Genomic DNA, 21,689 nt, shown 5'->3' on the forward strand with positions numbered 1-21,689 from the left:
GGCTGCCAGGCCGCCCCGGCATCGCCGCTTACGCCTGGCTAAAGCGTTCGGCGCGGAAGGTGGCAAACATCGGATGGGGTTCGCCGCTGATAATCTCCTCCGCCAGCAGCTCGCCGGCGATCAGCGCCAGCGTCGCGCCCGAATGGGTAAAGGCAACAAAACAGCCTGGTACCTTTTTCAGCCCGCCGAAAACCGGGTTGCCATCGCCAGGGATCGGCTTCAGTCCCGCTTTCCAGCCGCTGGCGCGCAGCGCCGGCCGGCCGGCGATCAGCTTGCTCGCCTCCTGCACCAGCTCCGCCACTACCGCTTCCGGGATCGTGTACTGGCCGTCGCCGCTGCGGCGAATATGCTCTTCATACCAGTCATGATCGATAGCCAGCGTCGCGCCCGGATTCGGACGGATAGCGGCGCGCGGCGTATTCATCACCACATCCACCGGCGTATCGACCGCCTCGGTAATCACCAGCATGGAGACCGGCGACCCGTTAGGGATGGTGACGCCAAGCGGAGCCACGACATCCGGAGTTTGCGGGCCGCAGGCGACCAGCACCGCGTCGGCGGCAATCTCGCCCGCCTGTGCGGTAGCGACGCCGCAGGCGCGTCCGGCAGCATCGGTTTTTACCGTCGCTTTGCCGGCATGCTCCACCAGCCTGCCGCCGCGTTGATGGAACTCCTCCATCAACCAGCCGATCAGGTGCGGCAGGCTGACCCAGCCTTCGCCGGGGTTAAAAATCGCCTCATCGGCCATCGCTTCCGGCGCGATATTGCGCGCGCAGCGGCTGACGGTTGCCGGGCTGACCAGCTTCGAATCGTAGCCGTGCGCGCTTTCCAGAGCATGGCGCGCGCGCGTGCCGCGCGCGTCGTCCGCCGCCCAGTAAAGGCCGCCGTCAAAGCGCAGCCACGGCAGATCGGGATGCTGCGCGAACAGGGTGCGATAGCGATCGACGCCCGCCATGCGCAGCGCATGGTATTCGCGCGTACGCTCGCCGGCGGAGTTGAGCCAGGAGAGCGAGCGGCCGGAGGCGCCGGAGCCCAGCTCTGCGTCGGTGATCAACACCACCTGCGCGCCCTGGCGCAGCAGATGCACCGCGCTGGATACGCCAATCGCGCCGCCGCCGATCACGGCGACCACTTTTTTACTTTTCTGCAAAGACATAAGGGAGTTCCTTGTTCAGGTAATCAATGGCGTACGCTTCGCCTCAGGCGTTGCGGACGGCGTAACGGTTATGTAAATCTTCGGTCAGGCGCAGCGCCGCCAGCGAGTCGCCAGCCTCGACCGGCAGCGGGCTGCCCTCCAGCAGCGCATTGGCCAGCTGTCGGTAAAAGGCGGGATAGTCGCCGCGCTCGGTTTCAATACGCTGCTCTTCTCCATCGCGCGTCAGCGTGCCCCAGCGCGCCGGCTCTTCCATGCCATAGCGCGGCTCGAGCGGCGTCATGCCCGCGGCAAGCTGAGGCTCCTGGTTATCCAGCCCCCATTTAGTAAAGCCCGCCTGGCTGCCCAGCAGATGAAAGCGCGGCCCCTGACGGGCGGCGAGACCGTTCATCCACAGCCGCGTGCGCACGCCGTTAACGTGCAGCAGCGAGACGAAGCTCTCTTCATCGGCGTCCGACCGGGCGGGCAGGGTATGGCGCGCCAGTTCGGCGTAGCTCTCCGCTACCGGCCCGAACAGTTGCAGCGCCTGGTCGATAAGATGGCTGCCGAGATCGAGCAGCAGGCCGCCGCCCTGCGCCACGCTGGCGTGGTCGCGCCAGTTGCCGAAGCCCTGCGGACGCCACCACTCGAAGCGGGATTCGAAGCTGCGCAGCTCGCCCAGCGCCTGCCGGTCAAGTAGCCTGCGCAGCGTCAGAAAATCGCCGTCCCAGCGCCGGTTCTGAAACACCGTTAACAGCGTGCCCGCCGCCTGCGCGGCGGCGATCAACGCTTCGCCGTCACGGCTGTTGGCGACAAAAGGCTTATCGATCGTCAGGTGCAGGCCGCGGGCGATGGCCGCTTCCGCCTGCGCGCGATGGCCATCGGGCGGCGTGCCCAGCACCACCAGATCGATCTGCAGATCGCCTGCGTCAATCAGCGCCAGCAGCTGCGGCCAGCTCGCGACCAGACGCGCCTGCGGGTAGCGCTGCTGCGCCTGCCTGCGCCGCGCCGGGTCATTGGTCACGATGGCCGCCAGCGAAAAGTGCGGGTCGGCGGCCAGCAGCGGCGCGTGGAACACCTGGCCCGAGATGCCGAACCCCACCAGCGCGGTACGAATTTTCCCTTGCAGCAGCGGCATCACAGCACCTCCGATAAGAAGCGACGCAGGCGCGCCGAGCGGGGACGTTCAAAGATCGCTTCCGGCGTGCCGCTCTCGACAATTTCGCCTTCATCCATAAACACCACCTGATCGGCCACTTTGCGCGCGAAGCCCATCTCATGGGTGACCACCACCATCGTCATGCCGCGCTGGCAGAGATCCGCCATCAGGTTCAGTACGCCCTTCACCAGCTCCGGGTCGAGCGCGGAAGTCGCCTCGTCGAACAGCATGACCTCCGGATCCATCGCCAGCGCGCGGGCAATTGCCACGCGCTGCTGCTGGCCGCCGGAGAGATCGCATGGCCGATGGTCGGCACGCTGCGTCAGGCCCACCTCGTCCAGCCGCCGCCGGGCGATCTCCAGCGCCTGCTGTTTCGGCAGCTTTTTGATTTTCCACGGCGCTAACGCCACGTTTTGCAGCGCGGTGTGGTCGGGAAACAGGTTGAAGTGCTGGAACACCATGCCGATGCGCAGACGCAGCGCGTCCGGCTTCTCTTTCAGCACCGAGCGGCCCGCCAGCAGCACATCGCCGGTTTTCGGCTCATGCAGCCGGTTGATGCCGCGCAGCAGCGTCGATTTTCCCGATCCCGACGGGCCGATAATGCAGGTGGTGCTGCCTGCCGGGATCTGCAGCGAGACGTCGCGCAGCACTTCGACGTCGCCATAGGCCAGCGTCAGGTTGCGCAGCTCCAGGGTGGCGCCGTGAAAGGCGGGCTCCTGCGCGGTATCTACGGCTAAGGCGTTATTCAGCATACTGTTGCTCCCGATGGGTGGAGAGGGGGCGGTACGGCCCGGCTTCAGCGGATGGGCGCTCTGCTGCACTTCATCCACCTCTTTCAGGCCGCTCTGCGGCGCGCTGGCGCGGCGGCGGGCGGTGCGGTAACGCTCGTCGATAATGTTCACCAGATGGGTCATCGGCACGGTGATCACCAGATAGAACAGCCCCGCCAGCATCAGCGGCGACAGGTTGCCGGTCAGCACTGCGGCATCCTGGCCGACGCGGAACAGCTCGCGCTGGCCAACCATCAGCCCCAGCAGGTAGACCAGCGAAGAGTCTTTGATAATCGAGATAAACTGGTTCACTACCGCCGGCAATACGCGACGGATACCCTGCGGAATAATGATCAGCGCCATGGCGCGGCCGTAGCTCATGCCCAGCGCGCGGCACGCTTCCAGCTGGCCTTTATCCACGCTCTGAATGCCGGAGCGGAATATCTCGCCCATATAGGCACTGGCGATCAGGCTGAGGGCGAAGATGCCGAGCGGGTAGGGCGTTGGGCCGAACAGCTGATAGCTGAAGCGCGCCAGACCCTGGCCTATCAGCAGGATGGTTAAAATCGACGGCAGGCCGCGAAACAGATCGGTATAGAGGCGCGCCGGCAGCCGCAGCCAGCGCGACGGCGAGATCGCCATCAGCGCCAGCAGCAGGCCGAAGCTGGTGCCCAGCACGGTGGCGGCCAGAGAGATGATCAGGGTATTGATTAAACCGGTGCCCAGCAGCTGGGGAAAAACGGCCATCATCGAGGGAAAATCGAAGAAGGTCCGCGACAGAATCTCGAACAGGTCCATAGTAAGCACTCGCTTTTTTCAGGGGCGGGCGATGATGCTCCCCGCCCGGTGGATCGGGCTGGTCTCTGAGAAGGCGGTATTACTGCGCGCCGGGCAGGTACTGTTTCGGCATTGGCGAGCCCGGGAACCACTTCTCATAGAGGCGTTTCCAGGTGCCGTCCTGCATGGCGTCGGTGATGGCTTTATCCAGTGCCGCTTTCAGCGCGGGTTTCTGCTTCGCGATGGCGAAACCGGCGGGCGCGTCAAACGAGGGGATATCGGCCGCGTGGACCAGTTTGAAACGATCGGCGTAGCTTTTGGCTGCCTCGAAATCGAGGAAGACGGCGTCCAGCGTCCCGTTATTCAGGGAGGAGATGGCGGCGTTGTTGTCCGGGAAACGCACCAGGTCGGTCTGCGGAAAGTGCTTCACCGCGTAGCTCTCCTGCAGGGTGCCCTGTACCACACCCATACGGCGTTTCGCCAGCGTGCCGACATCTTTGATGCCGGTGTCGCTGCGGGTCAGCACCGTCAGGTAGCCCGCCAGATAGCCAGTGGTAAAATCGACAGTGCGGGCGCGCTCCGGCGTAATGCCGATCGCCGCGACGCCGGCGTCATACTGGCCGTTGGCGACCGCCGGCAGAATGCCGGAGAAGTCCTGGCCGATAAAATCGACTTGCTTAACGCCGAGACGTTGGGCGACGTTGGTAAAGAATTCAATATCGAAGCCGGTAAAATTGCCTGAAGCATCGGTAAAGGTGTAGGGTTTCGCATCGCCCAGGCTGGCGACCCGCATATGGCCGGGTTCGATCAGGCCGTAGGGATTGTTGTCCGCCGCAGCGCGGGCGGAGAGAGTAACGATGGAGGCCGAGGCGATAAGCGCGACGGCCATATTAAACAGGATGTTGTGCGATTTCATAAGTAGTCCGTTTTTGTTGTTAAAACATCAACGACTATTGAAACCGGGTTCGTTTAATTAGTATGAGACCGGTCTCAACGCAGGTGCTGATTGTGGAGAAGAGTCGTTGTGAGACCGGTCTCAAATCAGTTACAGTGATATTAAGCACAGCCTTTCTGAGCCGTCAATGATCGAACCTTCAACCTGTGATTCGAATTAATTATGACAAGTAAAAATATGCGAATGAAAGCCCCGACGACCGCCGACGTGGCGCGCGAGGCGAAGGTTTCCAAGGCGCAGGCGGCCAGGGCGTTGGGCGGTTATGGCGCCGTTAGCGAAGAGGTGATGACGCGCGTGCAGGCGGCGGCGGAGCGCCTGGGCTATCGCCCCAATGAACTGGCGCGCAGCATGAATACCGGCCGCTCCAATACTCTGGGGGTGATTGTCGGCGATATTGAAAACCCCCATTTCGGTCTGGCGCTGCGCGGCATTTCCGATGTGGCGCGCGAGGCGGGCTACCATGTGATCCTGAGCAACAGCGACGAACAGGTGGCGATTGAGCAGGAAGCGGTGCGCGTGATGCTGGAAAAGCGCGTGGATGGCATTATTGTCGCGCCCTGCAGCTCCGCCGCCAGCCACAACCCGCATCTGGCGCAGGTACTGGCAGAGGGCAGGGCGCTGACGCTGTTCGATCGTGCGGTATATCATATGGATGTTGCAGTGATCGGCGTCGATTTTACCCGTACGGCGCAGCAGGCGACGCACGAGCTGCTGGCGGCGGGCCATCGCCGTATCGCCTATGTGACCAGCATGAACTGTCCTGAACCTTACTGCTCTGCGGAAGATATGGGGCTGACGCCGGTCGCCCAGCGCATCGCCGGCATGGAGCAGGCGTTTCGCGTGGCGGGGGTGCCTTTTGCGCCGGCGCTGATCAAGCCCAACGCGCTGGACGATGCGGCGGTAGCGCGCATTGTTGCAGAGCTGTTCGCCGACGCCGCGCCGCCGACGGCGGTGATCGCCTCCGACAGCCTGATTGCCCAGGCGCTGATGCGTGAGTTTCATCTGCGTGGCTTGCGTATCCCGCAGGATCTCTCGTTTGTGATGTACGATAACTTCCCCTGGACGGAGATCGTCTCGCCGCCGCTGTCGGTGATTGCGCAGCCGGTGTATGAGATGGGCTGCGAGGCAGCGCGGCGTACGATCGCCCAGATCCGCGGCCAGGATCCCGGCCCGATGCCCCTGTTTGAAACACGCTATATCCGGCGCGGCTCGACCGGCCCGGCGCCGCGCTGAGCAGCCGTCCGGCAGGCGGCGGGGCGGCTTGCGCCGTCGGTAGGCGGGAAATAAAAAAGGGAGCGGTCATCCGCTCCCTTTGCCGGTTAACCCGCTCAACCGGCGGTCGGCACCACTTTAATTTCCACCATGCCGATGCCCAACTTGCGTGGATCCTGGCCGATAATATTGCCTTCGTTAGAGAGCTGCGGCTCCGGTGGGGTGATCACCAGCTGGCTGTCGCCGTTGGGGTTGGTGAAGTGCAGCGTCACAGTGCTGACTTCATGGCCCAGCGTCATGGTTTGCTGCTGGTCGCCGACGCGCACCGGGATCGGGCGCTGCGCGTTGGGGCCGAAGGCTTTAGCGCGGATCACCAGATCGAAACGCGACGGCAGCGGCGTGGTGTAATCAATCGTCACCGCCGGGGCGAGATTGGCGTTGGACCAGCGTCCCCAGGCTTCCGGCCGCGAGATGCCGCTAAACTGCTTCACCGCCAGCGGCGCACCCGGCACATCGAGCTTAAAGCTGTCGGCCTGATAGCGAATGTCGTTATCGGCGATCTTCAGCGCGGCCACGTTCTGCCGATGGCGCAGCGCATCAAGCTTCTGCTGCGGGATATGTACCTCGCTCTGCCAGTTCGCGCTGTCAACGCGCGCCACCTGCGGCTGCGCGCCCAGCTGCCCCTGCGCCACGCAGAGATCGGTGGAGAGCGCCAGCGCTGGCTGCCACAGCCGCGCCATTTTAAAGCAGCGATCGACCCAGACGAATTTCTCGTCGGCGGCAAAATCAGCCAGCTGGTAGCGCAGCGGTGCGGCATATTCCCCTTCCGGCAGCGGTTCGACCTTATCCTTGCCGATTTTCAGCAGCAGCGGCAGGTTGAAGTGGGCGCCGGAGAAGCTGATGCTGTTTTTCTCGCGGTCGACGCTAAAGCGGTCGATACGCTTCGGGAAACCCCACAGCTGAATAACGTCCGGCTTCCATGTCAGCACTTTTTTCTTCATATCGAAGCGATCGGAGAGCGACCGATCGGTGAGCGAGCTGCGGCCGAGGCCGATCGCCTTATCGCCGCCCAGCAGATCCAGCACGGTGGCGCCGTTATCCAGCGAGCTGCGCTTCATCGTCAGCAGCTGCGGCTGCGCGCGGTCCCCGCGGATCACCATAAACAGGTTATCGCGCTGACGGGCATTCAGGTATTTCCAGGCGGTATTGTTCATCGCCAGATGATCGGAAGAGACCACAATCAGGGTGTTTTTCGCCCACGGCGAAGCGAGGATGCGCTCAATCAGCCGCGCCACATGTTGCTGGCTGCAGGCCACGGCGCTGAATGACTGATTAGGCTTGCCGTCGTAGCTGTAGCTTTTACGATCGCAGCTGCGCGAGATAAAGCCGTCCGGATGATGGGTATCGACCGTCAGCGTGAAGAGGGCGAAGGGCTGTTTCTGTTGCGACAGCTGTTCGAACTTCTGCCACACCTCATCCATCACCGTATCGTCATAGAAGCCCCAGTTGTTGCGGTAGGCGGGATCGGCGACCTGATCTTTCAGCTCCTGCAGGCCATACAGATGGTCGATGCCGTGCGATTTCAAAAAGGTGTCTTTGCCGGCGAAGCGCAGATCCGCGCCCTGCATAAACCAGGTCTGATAGCCGGAGTTTTTCAGGATGTCGCCCAGGCAGATATTCTGCGGGAAGAAGCTGGAGAGCGACGCCGAGGCGTTGCCTTCAAACGGGGCGAACAGCGGAATGCCGCACTGCGAGGCGACCATGCCGGCGATGGTATATTCGGTGCCGGGCAGCTGCTCAGTCTGCGCGAAATCAAGCGACTGCTGCTGCTTCAGGCGGCTCAGCTCCGGCGCCAGGTTGGGAAACGCCTGCTCATCAAAATAGGTGCGCTCCAGACTTTCGCCATAGATATAGACCAGGTTCAGCGTCGGGTTGGCGATCTGCTTTTGCGGCACGTGATACCACTGCGCGAAATCGGAATCGCCGACGCGGCTCTGCGAGCCGATCAGATCGACCACCTGCTGAAAGGCGGGGTCGTGTTGATCGAGCTGAGCGCCAGCAGTAGCGCCAGCAGGCTGTAGCCGAAATGGTGCGGCCGGTCGCCGCGCCGCCGCAGCAGCCAGGAGAGCAGGCAGAAAACCAAAAACAGCGCCAGCACCAGCCCGATGCCGGGCAGCACATATTTGCTGACGCCGGCGCCGGTCAGGCTGTTAGTCAGCGTGTAGATCACCGCATCATTGATCCCCTCGCCGGTGAAGTAATTGCTGGCGTACAGCGTGGCGTTAAGAATGATAAACAGGCCGAGAACCAGCAGCAGCGCCAGATACCAAAAGGTGTTGCGTCCGGCTTTACAGGCGTAAATCACGATCGACGCCACAAACAGGATGACTGAAAAGAGTTCAGACAACGGAATTTCCTCATGCGAAAGCGGGCGGCGATGCGCGCGCGCCAGAATCGCTTTTATTACAGGGGGGAGCAGAATTTTTTCAATCTATCCTGACTGTCACATCCCTGCAATACGCCACATCACAACTGTGGCGCGCAGCGTGCAAATTCAGACATTGAGCGAGACGTCATGCCAGAGATCGTCCATCGCCAGCTCCAGCTTTTTGAACATCTGATAACGCTTCGAGTGGAAGGCGTGGCGCGTCGTATCGGGCAGCAGCACGCCGGGGTTGAGCTGCACCGCCCGGGCGACGCCCGCCGCCAGCGTCGGCCAGAGCCCGACGCCGACCCCGGCGCAGAGCGCGGCGCCCAGCGCGCCGGTTTCCGGACAGGCGGCGACGCGGATCGGGATGCCCAGCACGTCGGCGAACATCTGCGGCCAGACGCAGCTGCGCGCCGCGCCGCCGGAGAGGATCGCCTGGCTGAAGGGAATGCCGGCGGCGTGCAGGCGATCGATATGGGCGCGGTGGGCGAAGGTGACGCCCTCAAACAGCGCGAACAACATATCGGCGCGGGTATGCCAGCCGCCCAGCCCGTAAAAGCCCGCTTTAGCCGGGCCCGCTTTGCGGCCGGAATAGAGGTAGGGATGATAGAGCGGCAGCTGCATATCGGGCTTTACCTGCGCCACCAGATCGCTGCTGCGCAGCGCGCCTTCGCCGCCGCGCCCGTCATCAAACTCGCGCACGAACCAGTCGAGGTTGGCGGCCGAGGTGGCGCTGGCCTCAATTGCCATAAAGCGATCGCGCTCCACGATAGCATTCATAAAGACCGGGCGCCGATACTCCGGCTTGTCGACGATCACCTGATTAATGCTCCAGGTGCCGGCGACAATCGACGCGTCACCGCAGTTCACCACGCCGGAGCCGACCGCGCTCGCCACTACGTCGAAAATGCCCGCCACGACCGGAATGCCGACCGGCAGCCCGGTCAGGCTGGCGGCCTGTGGCGTTACCTGGCCTACCACCGCGCACGATTCATGCAGCGGCGGCAGTAGCGGCAGCGCGTCCTCCAGATCGTAAAGCGCCATCAGCGCCGCGCTGTAGCCGCGCCGGGCGTAGTCGATCAGCCCGGCGCCTGCGGCATCGGAGTAGTCGGTCGCGATCGCGCCACAAAGGAAGTGGTTGATCACATCTTTGGCGCAGAGGAGATGGCCGATGCGCGCATAGCGCGCCGCGTCGTGCTGTTTCAGCCAGCTGAGCAGTACCGGCGTGGCCGCCGGCCAGGGCTTCTGTAGCGAACGCCGCCAGATAAGCCCGGCGTTGCCCTGTTGCTCCAGCGCGCTGACCAGCCCGGCGGCACGCATATCGATCGACTGAATGCCCAGCAGCGGCCGCTGCTGTTTATCCAGCGCGTAGAGGCCGTTGCCGTGGCCGGCGGCGCCAACCGCCACCACCCGCCGCGCGGCGTCGCCCGCCTGATGCAGGCAGGCTTGCACCGCCTGCCGCACGCCGAGCCAGACCTCTTCTATCGGCCGTTCCGCATAGCCGGGCTGCGGCTGATGCGTCTCGCCGGCGCAGCTGGCGACCGACAGCACCTGGCCGTCGCTGTCGAACAGCACCGCTTTGATCATGGTATTGCCGGCATCGATGCCGAGTAAGCAATGGCTCATCTTCACTCTCCGGGTTGCGATCCGATGGCGCACTGCTTAAGCGCCGCTCCGCCGTCAGGCGTGGTGGTAGATCTCCAGCGCCTCGGCGCCGCTGACGCCCTGATGGATAATCGCCATCAGCGCCTTTACCACGCGTGACGGGTTGTCATGCTGATAGACGTTGCGGCCGTACACCATGCCCGCCGCGCCCTGTGCCATCAGCGCCGCGCTTTTCTCCAGCACCTTGCCCAGCTCCCCTTTGCCGCCGCCGCGCACCAGCGTCGGGCAGCGCGCCGCCTCGACCACCCGATGAAAATCGTCGGCGTTTTCGGTGGGATCGGCCTTGATGATATCGGCGCCCAGCTCGCGCGCCAGCCGCACCAGCGGCACAATCTGGCGCACATCGCCCAGCGAGCCGTAGGCTGGCCCCTGGCCTGCCGCCGCCATCACCAGCGGCTCAATCATCAGCGGCATGCCGTATCGGTCGCAGGCGTGGCGCAGGCGGCCGATATTTTCAACGCACTGGCGGAAAATCCCCGGCTCGTCGGGGATCTGATAGAGGTTGACCACCACCGCGGCGGCGTCCAGCTGCAGCGCCGCGAGAATCGGTTCCTCTGGGTTATGCAGCACCGCCCACATCTCGCGGTGGCGGGCGGCGTTGTAGGCGTTGCCGACATCGGTACGCAGTACCAGCGCGGGCTTCACTCCTTCCGCCCGCTGCAGCAGATCCGCCTGGCCGTAGTTGACCTGAATGGCGTCGGGACGAGCATCGATCAGGCTGCGCATTACGCCGCCGATATCCTCCAGCCCGACCAGAAAATCAGGCTCGTTGGCGATGCCGTGATCGATGGCGACATCAAGACATTTTCCCTGTCTGAACAGGCGCTTCAGGCGAACTTTATCGCTGACCAACATGCATCTCTCCTGCGGGCTGGGATGGGGAAGCTAAACGAAGCCCGGAGACGCCGTGCAGGCGCGCCAGGCGGGAAAGGGTCAGTTCCAGCTGTTGCTGGCGATGGGCATCGCTCCACCCCTGCTGCTGCGCCATCAGATGGGCGATCTCCGCCATCAGCGGCGGCGTCAGCTGGCCGGAGATGCCGAGCGCGGTACGGCGCAGCAGCAGATCTTCCAGCATCACCGTCTGCTCTTCGGCGATCAGCCAGCGCAGTTCGGCATCGCTGTAGTCGGCGTGATGCTGCAGCGGCTGTTCGCCCTGTGCGGCGATCTGGCGCAGCAACTGCTCGGCGCGCGTGCCGTAGCGATCCGCCAGCCGATCGACCCGGCTTTCGGCAAGCTGATATTTCGCGCTCAGCTCGCGGATCCAGCTGGCGCGGCGTTCCGGGCAGGGGAAGTTGCGTCCGCCGCCGATCGCCATCTCTTCGGTGGATCGCACGCGTTTTTCGCCCAGCAGTTTCAGTACCCGATCCGCCGCCTGTTCGCCGAAGCGGCGAAAGGTGGTCCATTTACCGCCTACCAGGTTCAGCACGGAGTAGTCGCGCGTGGCGTCGGGCGGAAAGTAGACCAGCGAATGGTTGCGCGTAATGCGGCCGCTGACATCGGTGTCGCTGGCGGGCAGCGGACGCACGCCGGCAAAGGTGTAAAGCACATCCTCGTCGTCGATGGCGATATGCGGGAAGATAAAGCGCAGCGACGCAAGTATATAGCGCTGTTCCTCTGCGGAGCAGGCGATATCCTCCGGATCGTCGACGCGAATATCGGTGGAGCCGACCAGCACGTTGCCGTACCAGGGGAACATAATGCAGACGCGACCATCCTGGTTTTCGTAATAGACCATTTCGTCGCGCAGCTCGGCCAGCAGCGCCGGACTGTCGATGATCAGGTGGGATCCTTTGGTGCCACCGATAAGCTTCGGCGGATCCGCCGGCAGCAGGCTGTGGTTGATCTTATCGATCCACGCGCCGGTGGCGTTGACGATCGCGTGCGGCTCAAGGGTGAAAACCGCGTCGGTGAGATTATCGCGCAGCGTCACCCGTTCGCCGTCGCTCCCCACCAGGCTGACATAGTTCAGCGCCAGGGCGTTGCTGTTGCTGCTTTCCGCGTCCAGCACCAGCTCGACCCCCAGCCGCTCTGGCGCTTTGATCCAGGCGTCATAATAGGTGGCGCTGTAGCGCACCCAGTCGGCGAAGCCGGGCCAGCGGGCGCGCGTCTCCGCCGTGTTATTCAGACGATGGCGCGGCATATTGCCATGTTGCCGGGTATAGAGATCGTAGAGCGACAGGCCGGTTTTAATCAGCAGCGCGCCGCGCCGCGTCGGCTTTTCGCCAAGGCGCAAGAAGCGTTTGCTGGCGTTCACCAGGCCGCCGCCCCAGCTGTCGATGGGGACCGTGGTACGCAGCGGAGAGACGTAATGGGGGGCGTTTTTCAGCAGCCGGTCACGCTCCTGCACCGACTCTTTAACCAGATCGAACTCGCCGGTTTCCAGATAGCGCAGGCCACCGTGGATCATGCGCGACAGCGCGCCGCTGGCCGCCTGACACCAGTCATCTTTTTCTATCAGCACTACCGGAATGCCCTGCAGCGCCAGCTCACGAAAGGTGCTGATGCCGTTAATGCCGCCGCCGACAATCAGCACCGGCGCGCGATTGCGCTGGCGCAGCGCGGCGAGCTTCTCTTCCCGGCTGCGCTTCACCACCACTTCCTGTTTCCGCATTTTTTTCTCCTCCGCCAGCTGCAGGATGCGCTGGCTTAGCGTTAACTGCTTGCTCCTGCAATTATTTTCGCCGGGCGGGAAGAGGGCAAAAAATGGCCGGCATAAAGTCCATATCTGTGAGCCGGATCGATATTCTCCGCTAAAACCGCGTCCGTTACAGTTCGCCGGTCAGGTACTGTGCTACTCCGTTGGCGAAGCTCCAGTCCCCTTTGTCGTTAGTGATAAAGCTGATCATCAGATCGCTGCCGCGCACGCCGCAGCTGCTCTCCAGCTCGTGCGCCAGCTCGGCCATAAAGCGCTGTTTCTGCTCGCTGCTGCGCGGGCTGGTATAAACACGCACCATCACCAGATTGTCGCTGCGCGTCAGGCCGAGGCCGGTATCTTCAAACACCATCTGATAACGGCGGTTTTCATGAACAATCTGGTAGCGATCGCGCTCCGGTACGTTAAATGCCTTTAGCACCGCGCGATGCGCCGCGTCGAGCAGGGTTTTCAGTTCGCGTTCCGAACGGCCTTCAATCAGATCGAATTGCAGCAATGGCATGGTGTTCTCCCGTTAATAAGTGTGCTGGCCTCTATCCTGGCCCCTTCTCAGCGGAAGAAAAAGCGGTATAGTTGAACGCATTGTTTACTATTTTGAACAATCCTGATGAAACTGAAAACGGACGCGCTCTGGCTGCATCTGCACTGGCTGACGGTGCTGGCGGAGCAGGGCAACTTTACCCGCGCGGCGGAGCGGCTTGAGGTCAGCAAAGCGGCGATGAGCCAGAAGATCAAAGCGCTGGAGACGCTGGCCGGCGTGCCGCTGGTACAGCGCACCACGCGCAGCGTAAGGCTGACCGAGGCGGGAGAGAAACTGGTACAGGAGCTGCGCGCGCCCTTCGCCGAAATCGAGCAGAGCTTTTACGCGGTGCGCGACAGCAGCGGGCCGCTGCGCGGGCTGGTGCGCATCACCGCGCCGGTCGCCTTCGCCCGTCAGCAGCTGCAGCCCCACATTCGCGACTTTTTGCGCCTGCATCCGCAGGTGCGCATCCAGCTGGAGGTGACCGACCGGCTGGTTTCACTTGCCAGCGAAGGATTCGATCTGGCGATCCGCCACAGCAACGCGCTGCCGGAAACCCATGTCGCTCAGCTGCTGTGCGATACCCAGGCGCTGCTGGTGGCCTCGCCCGCCTGGCTGGCGGCGCATGGCGAGCCGCAGCATCCGCAGGATCTCAGCCGCCACGACTGCCTTTACTACCCGCGTGGCACCGAGCCGCCGCGCTGGCGCTTCAGCGATCCGGCGCAGCCACAGCAGGAGAGGGTGGTGGAGGTGCGCGGCCCGTTCGCCACCAACAACAGCGAATCGATCCGCGATGCGGCGCTGGATGGGCTGGGGATCGCGATGTTGCCCGACTTTAGCGCGCGCCAGGCGCTGGCAGAAGGCAGGCTACGTCAGCTGCTGCCGCAGTGGCGCATTCTGGGCGCTTTCGCCAGCCATGTCTGGATCGTGCGGCCCTGGGCCGCCCGCGTGCCGCGCGCGGTAACCGAACTGAGCCAGTGGCTGCGCCAGCGCTTTCAGACGCCGCCGCGCTAACAGTGTGAGACGGGCCGGGAAACCGGCCCGCTAAAGTGAATTACTGTTAAAGTTTTATGACCTGTCTGCCGATTAGCCTTCAATTATTCCCTGCACAAAATAATCAGACCTTCACACTCAGGACAAGGCTCGTCATATGACCAATCAGCCCCACGTTACGCAGCAGGCCTGTCAGCTCGATGATGACACCACGCTGATGACTACCACCGATGCGCAAAGTTACATTACCTACGCTAATCAGGACTTCGTCGATATCAGCGGCTATGAGCGCAGCGAAATTCACGGTCAGCCGCATAATCTGGTGCGCCATCCCGATATGCCGAAAGCCGCCTTCGCCGATATGTGGGCAACGCTGAAGCAGGGTCTGCCCTGGACCGGGCTGGTGAAAAACCGCCGCAAAAACGGCGACCACTACTGGGTACGCGCCAATGTGGTGCCGGTGATCCGCAATGGCGACATCACCGGCTATATGTCAGTGCGTATTAAACCGGAGCCGCAGGAGATCGCGGCGGCAGAGACGCTTTATCAGCAGATGCGCGAAGGTAAACTGCGCGGCTGGCGGCTGAACAAAGGGCTGCTGGTACGCAGCGGCCTGCTCAGCCCGCTCTCATGGCTGAAGACGCTGCCGCTACGCTGGCGTATCCGCAGCGGCGTCGGTTTTTGCTGGATCGGCATCGCGCTCAGCGCGCTGGCGGTCGGCCTGCAGGGCGGCGCGCTGGCGGCGTTCGGCGGCCTTTCGCTGACAATGGCGCTGCTGACCGCCAGCTGGCTGGAGTGGCAGATCGCCCGACCGATGGAGAAGGTGTGCCGTCAGGCGCTGGACGTGGCGAGCGGCGCCTCGCAGAAGGTGGATCATCTCGATCGCGCCGATGAAATCGGCATGACGCTGCGTGCCGTCGGTCAGCTTGGGTTGATGTTCCGCTGGCTGGTCAATGACGTGCGCGATCAGGTGATGAGCGTTCACCAGGCGAGCGATGAACTGGCGCAGGGCAACGAGAAAATTGCCAGCCATACCGAGCAGACGGCGGCCAGCGTGCAGCAGACGGCGGCGACCATGAATCAGATGACCACCACGGTGAACAGCAATGCGGAAAGCACCGGCCAGGCGAATACCTGGTCGATGACTGCCAGCAATGCGGCAGTACATGGCGGCGAAGTGATGCAGCATGTGGTTGGCACGATGGATGAGATTGCTGCCAGTTCGAAACAGATCGCCTCTATTACCGGCCTGATCGACAGTATCGCCTTCCAGACCAATATTCTGGCGCTGAACGCGGCGGTTGAGGCGGCACGCGCCGGCGAGCAGGGCAAAGGTTTTGCAGTGGTAGCGGGCGAGGTGCGTAACCTGGCGAAACGCAGCGCCAGCGCCGCCAGCGAGATCCGTCATCTGATCGAAGCAAGCGTGCTGAAAGTGGAATCTGGCGCCGGTCAGGTGCATCAGGCGGGACAAACCATCGCCGATATCGTGGAAAAGGTGCAGAACGTCACCGATCTGCTGCAGCAGATCAGTACCGCTACCCGCGAACAGGGCACCGGCCTGAGCGAAGTTGGCAAGGCGGTAGAGGAGCTGGATCGCATTACTCACCATAACGCTTCACTGGTGGAAGAGGGCGCGCAGGCCTCAGCGCGCATGAAAGATCAGGCGCGTCTGCTGGTGGATGCGGTGAACGTGTTCCGCTAGCGCGTCACGCTACAGGAAGGCGCGGTGATACACCGCCGTACTCCAGTAGCGGCTGCTGGCGTGTTTTTCCGCCAGCCAGCCCTGACGGCGCAGCTCACGCGCAATCAGCTTATTCATAATGCCGTGGCCGGCCAGCAGTACGGTGCCGCGCTCGCTGAGCGCGATCAGCTGGCTGGCGGCCTGCGCCGCGCGATGCCGGGCGTGGCGGAAGGACTCCACCGAGCCGCCGTAGCCGCAGAGCCAGAGCAGGCGCAGCAGCGGCAGCCAGAAGCCGGGCGGCAGCGCGGGCGTTGTAACCGGCAGCAGCGGCAGCGCCACTTCGCGAAACAGCGGATCGGTGATGCTGGCGCGCAGGCCCAGTTTTTCCAGCGATGCATGAGCGCGCGGCAGCGGGCTAGCGACGATAATCTCCGCCTGGCGGGCGAGCGTGAAGCAGCGCGGCGGCGGCGCATCGTCAATGGTGGTGAGATCGTAAGCGGCGGCCCACTCCGCCATCGCGCGTGCGGAGCAGCGTTGGGAAGAGACGCCGGCCGGGCGGCCGTGGCGCATCAAAATGATGGTCATATTATTCTCGCAAAAACGTTTCACCTAACGATAGCCTGAAGCGCGGCGGCTGCCAATCGCCGGGCCGGGTGTCATATCAGCGATTAAGCCGGTTAGCAGGCGGTATAGAGCGGAAGTTAGCCGGCTACTGAGATAAGCTGTTTATCGGCAATTTCTCAAGAGAAGTGCTTCAAATTACGGAAGCTCTTCGCTTTCAAGCGCCGCAAGAATTGCGGCTTCCATTTTCTCTGGGGGGTGAGCGGAGCAAAACGCCTGAGCGGTTTACCGTCGCGCCCAATCAGAAACTTGGTAAAGTTCCACTTGATCCGCCCGCCCGGCATGCCGGGCAATGCCCCTTTCAGATAACGAAATATCGGGTGCGTTGCGGCGCCGTTGACCTCCACTTTCCCGAACATGGGGAAGCTCACACCGTAGTTGATGTGACATGTCTGCGCGATCTCGTCGGCGTCGCCGGGCTCCTGCTTACCGAACTGGTTGCAGGGGAAACCCAGCACCACCAGGCCCCGGGCGGCATACTTTTTATAAAGGGCTTCCAGGCCTGCGTACTGTGGGGTGAATCCACAATGGCTGGCGGTATTGACCACCAGAACGACCTTGCCAGCGTAGTCGGCCATAGAGAGGGTTTGGCCACGTAAACTGGTGGCAGTCAGTTGATAAAAGGTCGTCATGTCAGCATCCTCAGAGCAAAACCCGTTTGATGCCGGCATTGTCGCACAGCGCATCACGGCCGGGGCATACGGCATGCGTTAAAAGCCACACTCAAGGCACCCGTAACCGGCAATTTTTGGCCTGCTCTCCCGCGGGCAATATATCGTGAGATGAGCCAGCACTCTTTTTTTGGCACAAAAACGACCATTGAACCCTCACCGGCGTGCGATGAGGCCTCGTATCGTGAGGCAAGTCAGCAAGGCTTTTACCGTGGAAATGTTTGTCGACAGCCAGCCGCGCCAGAAAATAACGGGAACAGAGTCAGGCATAGGCGCATTGCCTGTATACAGCGCAAGGCACGCTTTTCTCTCTTGTCATCTCTCCTGCAGAGAAGTTTTACAAATCTTTTCCTGTCATCAGACTGTCATCGCGCCGATTCAGGCTGACGGCGATCAGTTTGTTACTCACAAGGAAAAGAACGCGATGAAACCGACCCTGCTTAGCCTGCTGTTGCTGTGCGGCACCGCCTCCGCCGCCGACTTCGATCGCATTTCCGCGATTGTCGATGCCACCACCCCCGCCAGCGACAGTGCGGCCTTTACGCAGCTGGAAGCGCGCAGCCTGCAGGCGTTACGTCAGACGCTACAGGGATCAAAGCCGCAGCTGACGCGTAGCGAGCTGGAAACAGCGAAGCAGGGCGCGCCGCTCGCGGATAACGCCTGGCTAAAGGCGAGCGGCTATGATTTCGCTGTGAAGCAGCAACAGCAGGCGGATATCGCCCTGCTTGAATCTTTTAATACGCTGCCGGCGGCGGTCAAAGCGCAGAGCATGGCGACCGTGACGCGCATTAACCGCGATGCCACCCACGGCGAACGCCAGCAGGCGCTGGCCGATGCAGAGGGCATCGGCTATCTCTATTTTCTTGCCGATGCGCTGGGTCCGAAGCTGGGCCAGGCGTTTTTAAACGCCTATGAGAAGGGGGAGCTGGCGAAAGCTGCCGCGCTGATCAAAGCGAGCGAGATCAGCACCGCCGCCGCAAAAGATTATTTTCATTATCCGCGTCCCTTCCTGCAGCCGGGCAATCAGATCCATCAGGTGCCGGACGATGTGGTCGTAAAAGATGGCAAGCCTTACGGCGCCAGCGGCGGCGCGTTCCCCAGCGGCCATACCAATACCGGCTATACCGATGCGCTACTGCTGGCGGAGATGCTGCCGGAGCGCTTTGTGCCGTTAATCGATCGCGGCGCGCGCTACGGCTATTCACGTGTGGTGCTGGGCGTGCATTACCCGCTGGATGTGATCGGGTCGCGGATGATCGCCGAGCGTAACGTGGCGCATTATATGAACGATCCCGCCTGGCGCAGGTTATTTGAAGAGGCGAAAAGCGAGCTGCGCGGCGCCTTAACGCGCGAATGCGGCGGCAGCCTGGCACAGTGCGCGCAAAGCCCGGCGCAGGACGATCCTTACCGCGACCCGGCCATGAAGAGGTTTTACCGCTTTACCATGACCTATCAACTGCCGCGTCAGGACGCGCCGAAAACCGCGCTTAGCGTGCCGCAAGGGGCGGAGGTGCTGCTGGAGCCGGTACTGCCGCAGCTGAGCGCCGCGCAGCGGCGGGCGCTGATGGCAAAAAGCGCGCTGGCGGATGGCTACCCGCTCTCCGGCGGCAGCGGCGAGCAGAATTTCTGGCAGCGCCTGAATCTGCATGAGGCGGTCACCGCGGCGCGCTGAGTGAGAGGCTTTCACAACGAAAACGGGCCGGCATCGCGCCGGCCCCCATTTATCAGGCGCGTTGCGCCTGACGCCAGCGCCAGAAATCGATCAGCAGGAAGCAGACCAGGCTGACGCCCATCAGCGGCAGGCTCACGGCCAGGATGACCGTCACCACCAGCAGCAGAAAGCGCAGGCTGAGGCTCATGCCTCGCCAGGCCTGAATCAGCGTTTGTGCCGGATGATGGCGCGGCTGAGCGGGACGGCGTAGCCACCAGAGGCGATAGCCCAGCGCAATCAGCACGCAGAGCGCCAGACCGAAAAAGGCCAGCACCAGCTGGTTCGCCAGCCCGAAAAGAATGCCCATATGCGCATCCACGCCCCAGCGCGTCAGCTTTGCCAGCAGGCCGAACTGCGCGAATGTCACCTTATCCGTCACCTGGAAGGTGTGCGGATTGACCGCCACACTATCAACCTGCGTCGGCCAACGGCGGTCAATTTCGCTGACGATCCACGCCCGGTCCGCCTGAGCGGCGGGACGGATCTCCAGCTTTGCGGCGTCGATGCCGTTGGCGCGCGCAGCGGCCAGCACGCGGTCGAACTGGCTCGGGCTAAGCGGCGCATCGGGCGCGTGATGCATCATATGGCCGTGATGCTCCGCATGTTCATCCATCATCATCGGCGGCATCGCGCCATCAAGCTGCGTGTTAACCGCCGGGGTCAGCCAGCCGAAATGGCTGCGCATCACATTGATGTTGTCGCCCGCCCAGCGCGACCAGGTAAGGCCGGTGGCGGAAAAGAACAGCAGGCCGATCAATAGCGTCACGCCCAGCGTGCCGTGCAGTGCGCGCAGCCGCAGCAGACGGCCGGTGTGCGATGCATTGCCGCGTCCGGCGCGCTTCGGCGCGCGCTGCGTCGCCCAGAGCAGTACGCCGCCCAGCGCGGCGACCCACAGCCAGCTGGCGGCCAGCTCGCTGTAGTTGCGGCCGAGATCGCCCAGCAGCAGGCTGCGGTGGAGATAGTCGATGGTGGTGCGCAGCGGCAGGATGCCGCTGGTGCCGTAGACCGTCAGGTCGCCGCGGATGTGCAGCGTAATGGGATCGACAAATACCGCGCGGCTTTCCGACGGCGCGCTGCCGGCGAAGCGGAACATCACCCGCGTGGTGTCCGTCGCTGACGGCGCGGGACGTACGGCGGCGATAACGGCCTCTTCGCCGGCGTAGCGCAGCGCGGCGTCGACCTGCGCGGAGAGCGGCTGCGGCGGGCCGGATGCCGCGGTCGTCAGCTGCTGCGCATAGAGATACTGCTCCAGCTGCGGCGTCAGGACATAGAGAACGCCGGTTAGCGCGGCGACAAAAATAAAGGGGCCGATAAACAGGCCGACAGAGAAATGCAAACGACGCATCAGCTGCAGGAAAGCCTGCCTGCTTTGCGCTTTTTCAACGTGTGCCGATGCCGTCGGCACGATTTTTTCCGACATCATGGTTCCTTTGCCCGCGTGCGGGCGATAAAAAATGGGCTGGGTTAAACGGGAGAGAAGGCGTTAACCGGCGGCCCACGCGGACGGAACCAGAGAGGCGTCCAGCTGGCGACAAAGGGCTGCAGCTGAAGCGGCGCGGCAGGGATCGCCGCCTGCAGCAGCGTCCAGAGTTCAGGCAGGCGAACGGAATCAAGAGAGAGATGGATCAGCAAGACGCAGTAGCCGCAGGCGCTGTCGTCCATCATCGACATCGGGTGGTGTTTCTGGAGCGGCGGCGCAAAAGAGGATACACGCGCAGCGCCATGCTGGGTTATCGCGGCATCATTATGCGCTGTGATGGCGGCATCGCCATGCGTCGTTACCGCGGCGACGTGAGGCGTTGTGATGGCGGTATCGTCATGGGCCATCGCCTCGCCATTGCCATGCATCATCATGCCATCGCCGTGCATCATCATCATGCCAGGGCCGTGGTACATCATCGCTTCCCCATAGCCACGCTGCGCCATCAGCGATTTGGAAATCACCGGTGCGACAAACAGTAGCAGCATAGCCAGTAACGCCAGCCAGGCGGGCAAGCGGCTGCGGGCTACGGCAAAGTGGATCAGCGACACGAATCATCCTGTTAGAAAATGACGGCGTAATTGTACGCGAAGCGCAGGAAGAGAAATAACTTTTTTACATAACAGAAAGGCGTAACAGGAAAGCGATCTTTGCGCACGGGTCAGCAGCCTCTGCCGCCCGTTGCGGCGTATAGCGGCGGGCGCTGTCGCTGCCCGCCAATGGGGAAGGGCTGTGGTTTACTGGCAGACGTCGACCCATTCGGCATCGGTTAACGCTGCCATCTGTTCCGGCGAGATGCGTACCGCGCTGTGGGTTGCGCCCGCCGCCGGCAGCACTTCACTGAAGCGCTTCAGGGAGATATCGCAATAGACCGGCAGCGGATGCTCCAGACCAAACGGACAGACGCCGCCGGGCGGATGACCGGTCCAGTTCAGCACCTCGTCGGTGGTCAGCATGCGCGCTTTGGCACCCAGCGTTTCTTTTAATTTACGATTATCCAGACGTAGGTCGCCGGCGGTGACAATCAGAATGACCCGATCCCTGACCTTCAGCGACAGGGTTTTCGCGATTTGACCCGGAACAACGCCATGCGCTTTAGCGGCGAGATCGACGGTTGCCGTACTCTGATTCAGTTCGATAATGGCGATTTCAGGGGCGCGCTCGGCAAAAAACTGCCGTACAGACTCCAGGCTCATGCTGCTCTCCACAATAAACGAAGGTGATAAAGCTGCCATAACCAATGGGATCTGTAAATGTTATG

The 21,689-nt window shown here is 62.6% G+C and carries 16 protein-coding genes and 3 pseudogenes; 4 read left to right on the forward strand and 15 right to left on the reverse strand.

What is annotated here, in order from left to right; all coding sequences use genetic code 11:
* Positions 1-28 precede the first annotated feature (28 nt).
* The 5 genes and pseudogenes from C2E15_RS03365 to C2E15_RS03380 all read right to left on the reverse strand — a co-directional run bounded on the left by C2E15_RS03365 (position 29) and on the right by C2E15_RS03380 (position 4,754).
* Complete coding sequence (locus tag C2E15_RS03365; protein WP_104956127.1) at positions 29-1,156, reverse strand: NAD(P)/FAD-dependent oxidoreductase; 1,128 nt, start codon at positions 1,154-1,156, stop codon at positions 29-31.
* Positions 1,157-1,199: 43 nt separating this feature from the next.
* Positions 1,200-2,270, reverse strand: a complete 1,071-nt coding sequence (locus C2E15_RS03370) for a Gfo/Idh/MocA family protein (protein ID WP_104956128.1) — start codon at positions 2,268-2,270, stop codon at positions 1,200-1,202.
* On the reverse strand, positions 2,270-3,043 hold the full coding sequence (locus C2E15_RS21840) for an amino acid ABC transporter ATP-binding protein (protein ID WP_128603926.1): 774 nt from the start codon (positions 3,041-3,043) through the stop codon (positions 2,270-2,272). Before C2E15_RS21840 ends, C2E15_RS03370 begins: the two co-directional genes overlap by 1 nt.
* A 60-nt stretch (positions 3,044-3,103) precedes the next feature.
* Positions 3,104-3,859 (reverse strand): annotated as a pseudogene (locus tag C2E15_RS21845) (amino acid ABC transporter permease); the annotation flags it as partial.
* 79 nt (positions 3,860-3,938) lie between these two features.
* A complete protein-coding gene (locus C2E15_RS03380; protein ID WP_104956130.1) occupies positions 3,939-4,754 on the reverse strand; it encodes an ABC transporter substrate-binding protein in 816 nt (271 codons plus the stop codon).
* A 201-nt stretch (positions 4,755-4,955) separates the two neighbouring features.
* Here C2E15_RS03380 and C2E15_RS03385 point away from each other — a divergent pair, with 201 nt between their 5' ends.
* Positions 4,956-6,026 carry a LacI family DNA-binding transcriptional regulator gene (locus C2E15_RS03385; RefSeq protein WP_104956131.1) on the forward strand — a complete coding sequence of 357 codons (1,071 nt, stop codon included), beginning with the start codon at positions 4,956-4,958 and terminating at the stop codon, positions 6,024-6,026.
* Between the two features lie 95 nt (positions 6,027-6,121).
* On the opposite strand, the pseudogene opgB reads toward C2E15_RS03385, so the two are convergent.
* The 5 genes and pseudogenes from opgB to C2E15_RS03410 all read right to left on the reverse strand — a co-directional run bounded on the left by opgB (position 6,122) and on the right by C2E15_RS03410 (position 13,253).
* A pseudogene (gene opgB / locus C2E15_RS03390) lies at positions 6,122-8,412 on the reverse strand (phosphatidylglycerol--membrane-oligosaccharide glycerophosphotransferase).
* 147 nt (positions 8,413-8,559) lie between these two features.
* Entirely contained in the window at positions 8,560-10,059 is a 1,500-nt protein-coding gene (locus tag C2E15_RS03395; RefSeq protein ID WP_104956132.1) for an FGGY-family carbohydrate kinase, read from the reverse strand.
* Between the two features lie 54 nt (positions 10,060-10,113).
* Complete coding sequence (locus C2E15_RS03400) at positions 10,114-10,953, reverse strand: class I fructose-bisphosphate aldolase (protein WP_104956133.1); 840 nt, start codon at positions 10,951-10,953, stop codon at positions 10,114-10,116.
* Positions 10,937-12,709 carry a glycerol-3-phosphate dehydrogenase/oxidase gene (locus C2E15_RS03405; RefSeq protein WP_104956134.1) on the reverse strand — a complete coding sequence of 591 codons (1,773 nt, stop codon included), beginning with the start codon at positions 12,707-12,709 and terminating at the stop codon, positions 10,937-10,939. Before C2E15_RS03405 ends, C2E15_RS03400 begins: the two co-directional genes overlap by 17 nt.
* A gap of 154 nt (positions 12,710-12,863) precedes the next feature.
* On the reverse strand, positions 12,864-13,253 hold the full coding sequence (locus C2E15_RS03410) for a tautomerase family protein (RefSeq protein ID WP_104956135.1): 390 nt from the start codon (positions 13,251-13,253) through the stop codon (positions 12,864-12,866).
* Positions 13,254-13,355: 102 nt separating this feature from the next.
* Between C2E15_RS03410 and C2E15_RS03415 the strand changes: the two genes are divergently transcribed.
* Positions 13,356-14,285: a LysR family transcriptional regulator gene (locus C2E15_RS03415; RefSeq protein ID WP_104956136.1), complete on the forward strand. Its 930-nt coding sequence runs from the start codon at positions 13,356-13,358 to the stop codon at positions 14,283-14,285.
* A gap of 136 nt (positions 14,286-14,421) precedes the next feature.
* The gene (locus C2E15_RS03420; protein ID WP_104956137.1) at positions 14,422-15,966 is read left to right on the forward strand and encodes a methyl-accepting chemotaxis protein; all 1,545 of its coding nucleotides are present in this window, start codon (positions 14,422-14,424) and stop codon (positions 15,964-15,966) included.
* 9 nt (positions 15,967-15,975) lie between these two features.
* Here C2E15_RS03420 and C2E15_RS03425 read toward each other — a convergent pair whose 3' ends face one another.
* Together C2E15_RS03425 and C2E15_RS03430 are read right to left on the reverse strand one after the other, a co-directional pair.
* Positions 15,976-16,530: a histidine phosphatase family protein gene (locus C2E15_RS03425; protein WP_104959065.1), complete on the reverse strand. Its 555-nt coding sequence runs from the start codon at positions 16,528-16,530 to the stop codon at positions 15,976-15,978.
* Between the two features lie 174 nt (positions 16,531-16,704).
* Positions 16,705-17,198, reverse strand: a pseudogene (locus C2E15_RS03430) (glutathione peroxidase).
* A gap of 463 nt (positions 17,199-17,661) precedes the next feature.
* Between C2E15_RS03430 and C2E15_RS03435 the strand changes: the two are divergent.
* Complete coding sequence (locus tag C2E15_RS03435) at positions 17,662-18,909, forward strand: acid phosphatase (protein WP_104956138.1); 1,248 nt, start codon at positions 17,662-17,664, stop codon at positions 18,907-18,909.
* Positions 18,910-18,961: 52 nt separating this feature from the next.
* On the opposite strand, the gene C2E15_RS03440 is transcribed toward C2E15_RS03435, so the two are convergent.
* From C2E15_RS03440 to C2E15_RS03450, 3 genes are all read right to left on the reverse strand, one after another.
* Positions 18,962-20,368 (reverse strand): PepSY-associated TM helix domain-containing protein, encoded by a 1,407-nt coding sequence (locus C2E15_RS03440; protein ID WP_104956139.1) that lies wholly within the window; start codon positions 20,366-20,368, stop codon positions 18,962-18,964.
* A 44-nt stretch (positions 20,369-20,412) separates the two neighbouring features.
* A complete protein-coding gene (locus C2E15_RS03445; RefSeq protein ID WP_104956140.1) occupies positions 20,413-20,979 on the reverse strand; it encodes a DUF2946 family protein in 567 nt (188 codons plus the stop codon).
* 186 nt (positions 20,980-21,165) lie between these two features.
* Positions 21,166-21,624 carry a YbaK/EbsC family protein gene (locus tag C2E15_RS03450; protein WP_104956141.1) on the reverse strand — a complete coding sequence of 153 codons (459 nt, stop codon included), beginning with the start codon at positions 21,622-21,624 and terminating at the stop codon, positions 21,166-21,168.
* Between the last annotated feature and the right edge of the window lie 65 nt (positions 21,625-21,689).

The organism is Mixta gaviniae (assembly GCF_002953195.1).
Classification (GTDB): Bacteria; Pseudomonadota; Gammaproteobacteria; order Enterobacterales; family Enterobacteriaceae; genus Mixta; species Mixta gaviniae.

Bases quoted from the DNA above. Each gene is read 5' to 3' on its own strand.
- C2E15_RS03365 (WP_104956127.1), bottom strand. From the start codon at position 1,156: ATGTCTTTGCAGAAAAGTAAAAAAGTGGTCGCCGTGATCGGCGGCGGC.
- C2E15_RS03370 (WP_104956128.1), bottom strand. From the start codon at position 2,270: ATGCCGCTGCTGCAAGGGAAAATTCGTACCGCGCTGGTGGGGTTCGGC.
- C2E15_RS21840 (WP_128603926.1), bottom strand. From the start codon at position 3,043: ATGCTGAATAACGCCTTAGCCGTAGATACCGCGCAGGAGCCCGCCTTT.
- C2E15_RS03380 (WP_104956130.1), bottom strand. From the start codon at position 4,754: ATGAAATCGCACAACATCCTGTTTAATATGGCCGTCGCGCTTATCGCC.
- C2E15_RS03385 (WP_104956131.1), top strand. From the start codon at position 4,956: ATGACAAGTAAAAATATGCGAATGAAAGCCCCGACGACCGCCGACGTG.
- C2E15_RS03395 (WP_104956132.1), bottom strand. From the start codon at position 10,059: ATGAGCCATTGCTTACTCGGCATCGATGCCGGCAATACCATGATCAAA.
- C2E15_RS03400 (WP_104956133.1), bottom strand. From the start codon at position 10,953: ATGTTGGTCAGCGATAAAGTTCGCCTGAAGCGCCTGTTCAGACAGGGA.
- C2E15_RS03405 (WP_104956134.1), bottom strand. From the start codon at position 12,709: ATGCGGAAACAGGAAGTGGTGGTGAAGCGCAGCCGGGAAGAGAAGCTC.
- C2E15_RS03410 (WP_104956135.1), bottom strand. From the start codon at position 13,253: ATGCCATTGCTGCAATTCGATCTGATTGAAGGCCGTTCGGAACGCGAA.
- C2E15_RS03420 (WP_104956137.1), top strand. From the start codon at position 14,422: ATGACCAATCAGCCCCACGTTACGCAGCAGGCCTGTCAGCTCGATGAT.
- C2E15_RS03425 (WP_104959065.1), bottom strand. From the start codon at position 16,530: ATGACCATCATTTTGATGCGCCACGGCCGCCCGGCCGGCGTCTCTTCC.
- C2E15_RS03435 (WP_104956138.1), top strand. From the start codon at position 17,662: ATGAAACCGACCCTGCTTAGCCTGCTGTTGCTGTGCGGCACCGCCTCC.
- C2E15_RS03440 (WP_104956139.1), bottom strand. From the start codon at position 20,368: ATGTCGGAAAAAATCGTGCCGACGGCATCGGCACACGTTGAAAAAGCG.
- C2E15_RS03450 (WP_104956141.1), bottom strand. From the start codon at position 21,624: ATGAGCCTGGAGTCTGTACGGCAGTTTTTTGCCGAGCGCGCCCCTGAA.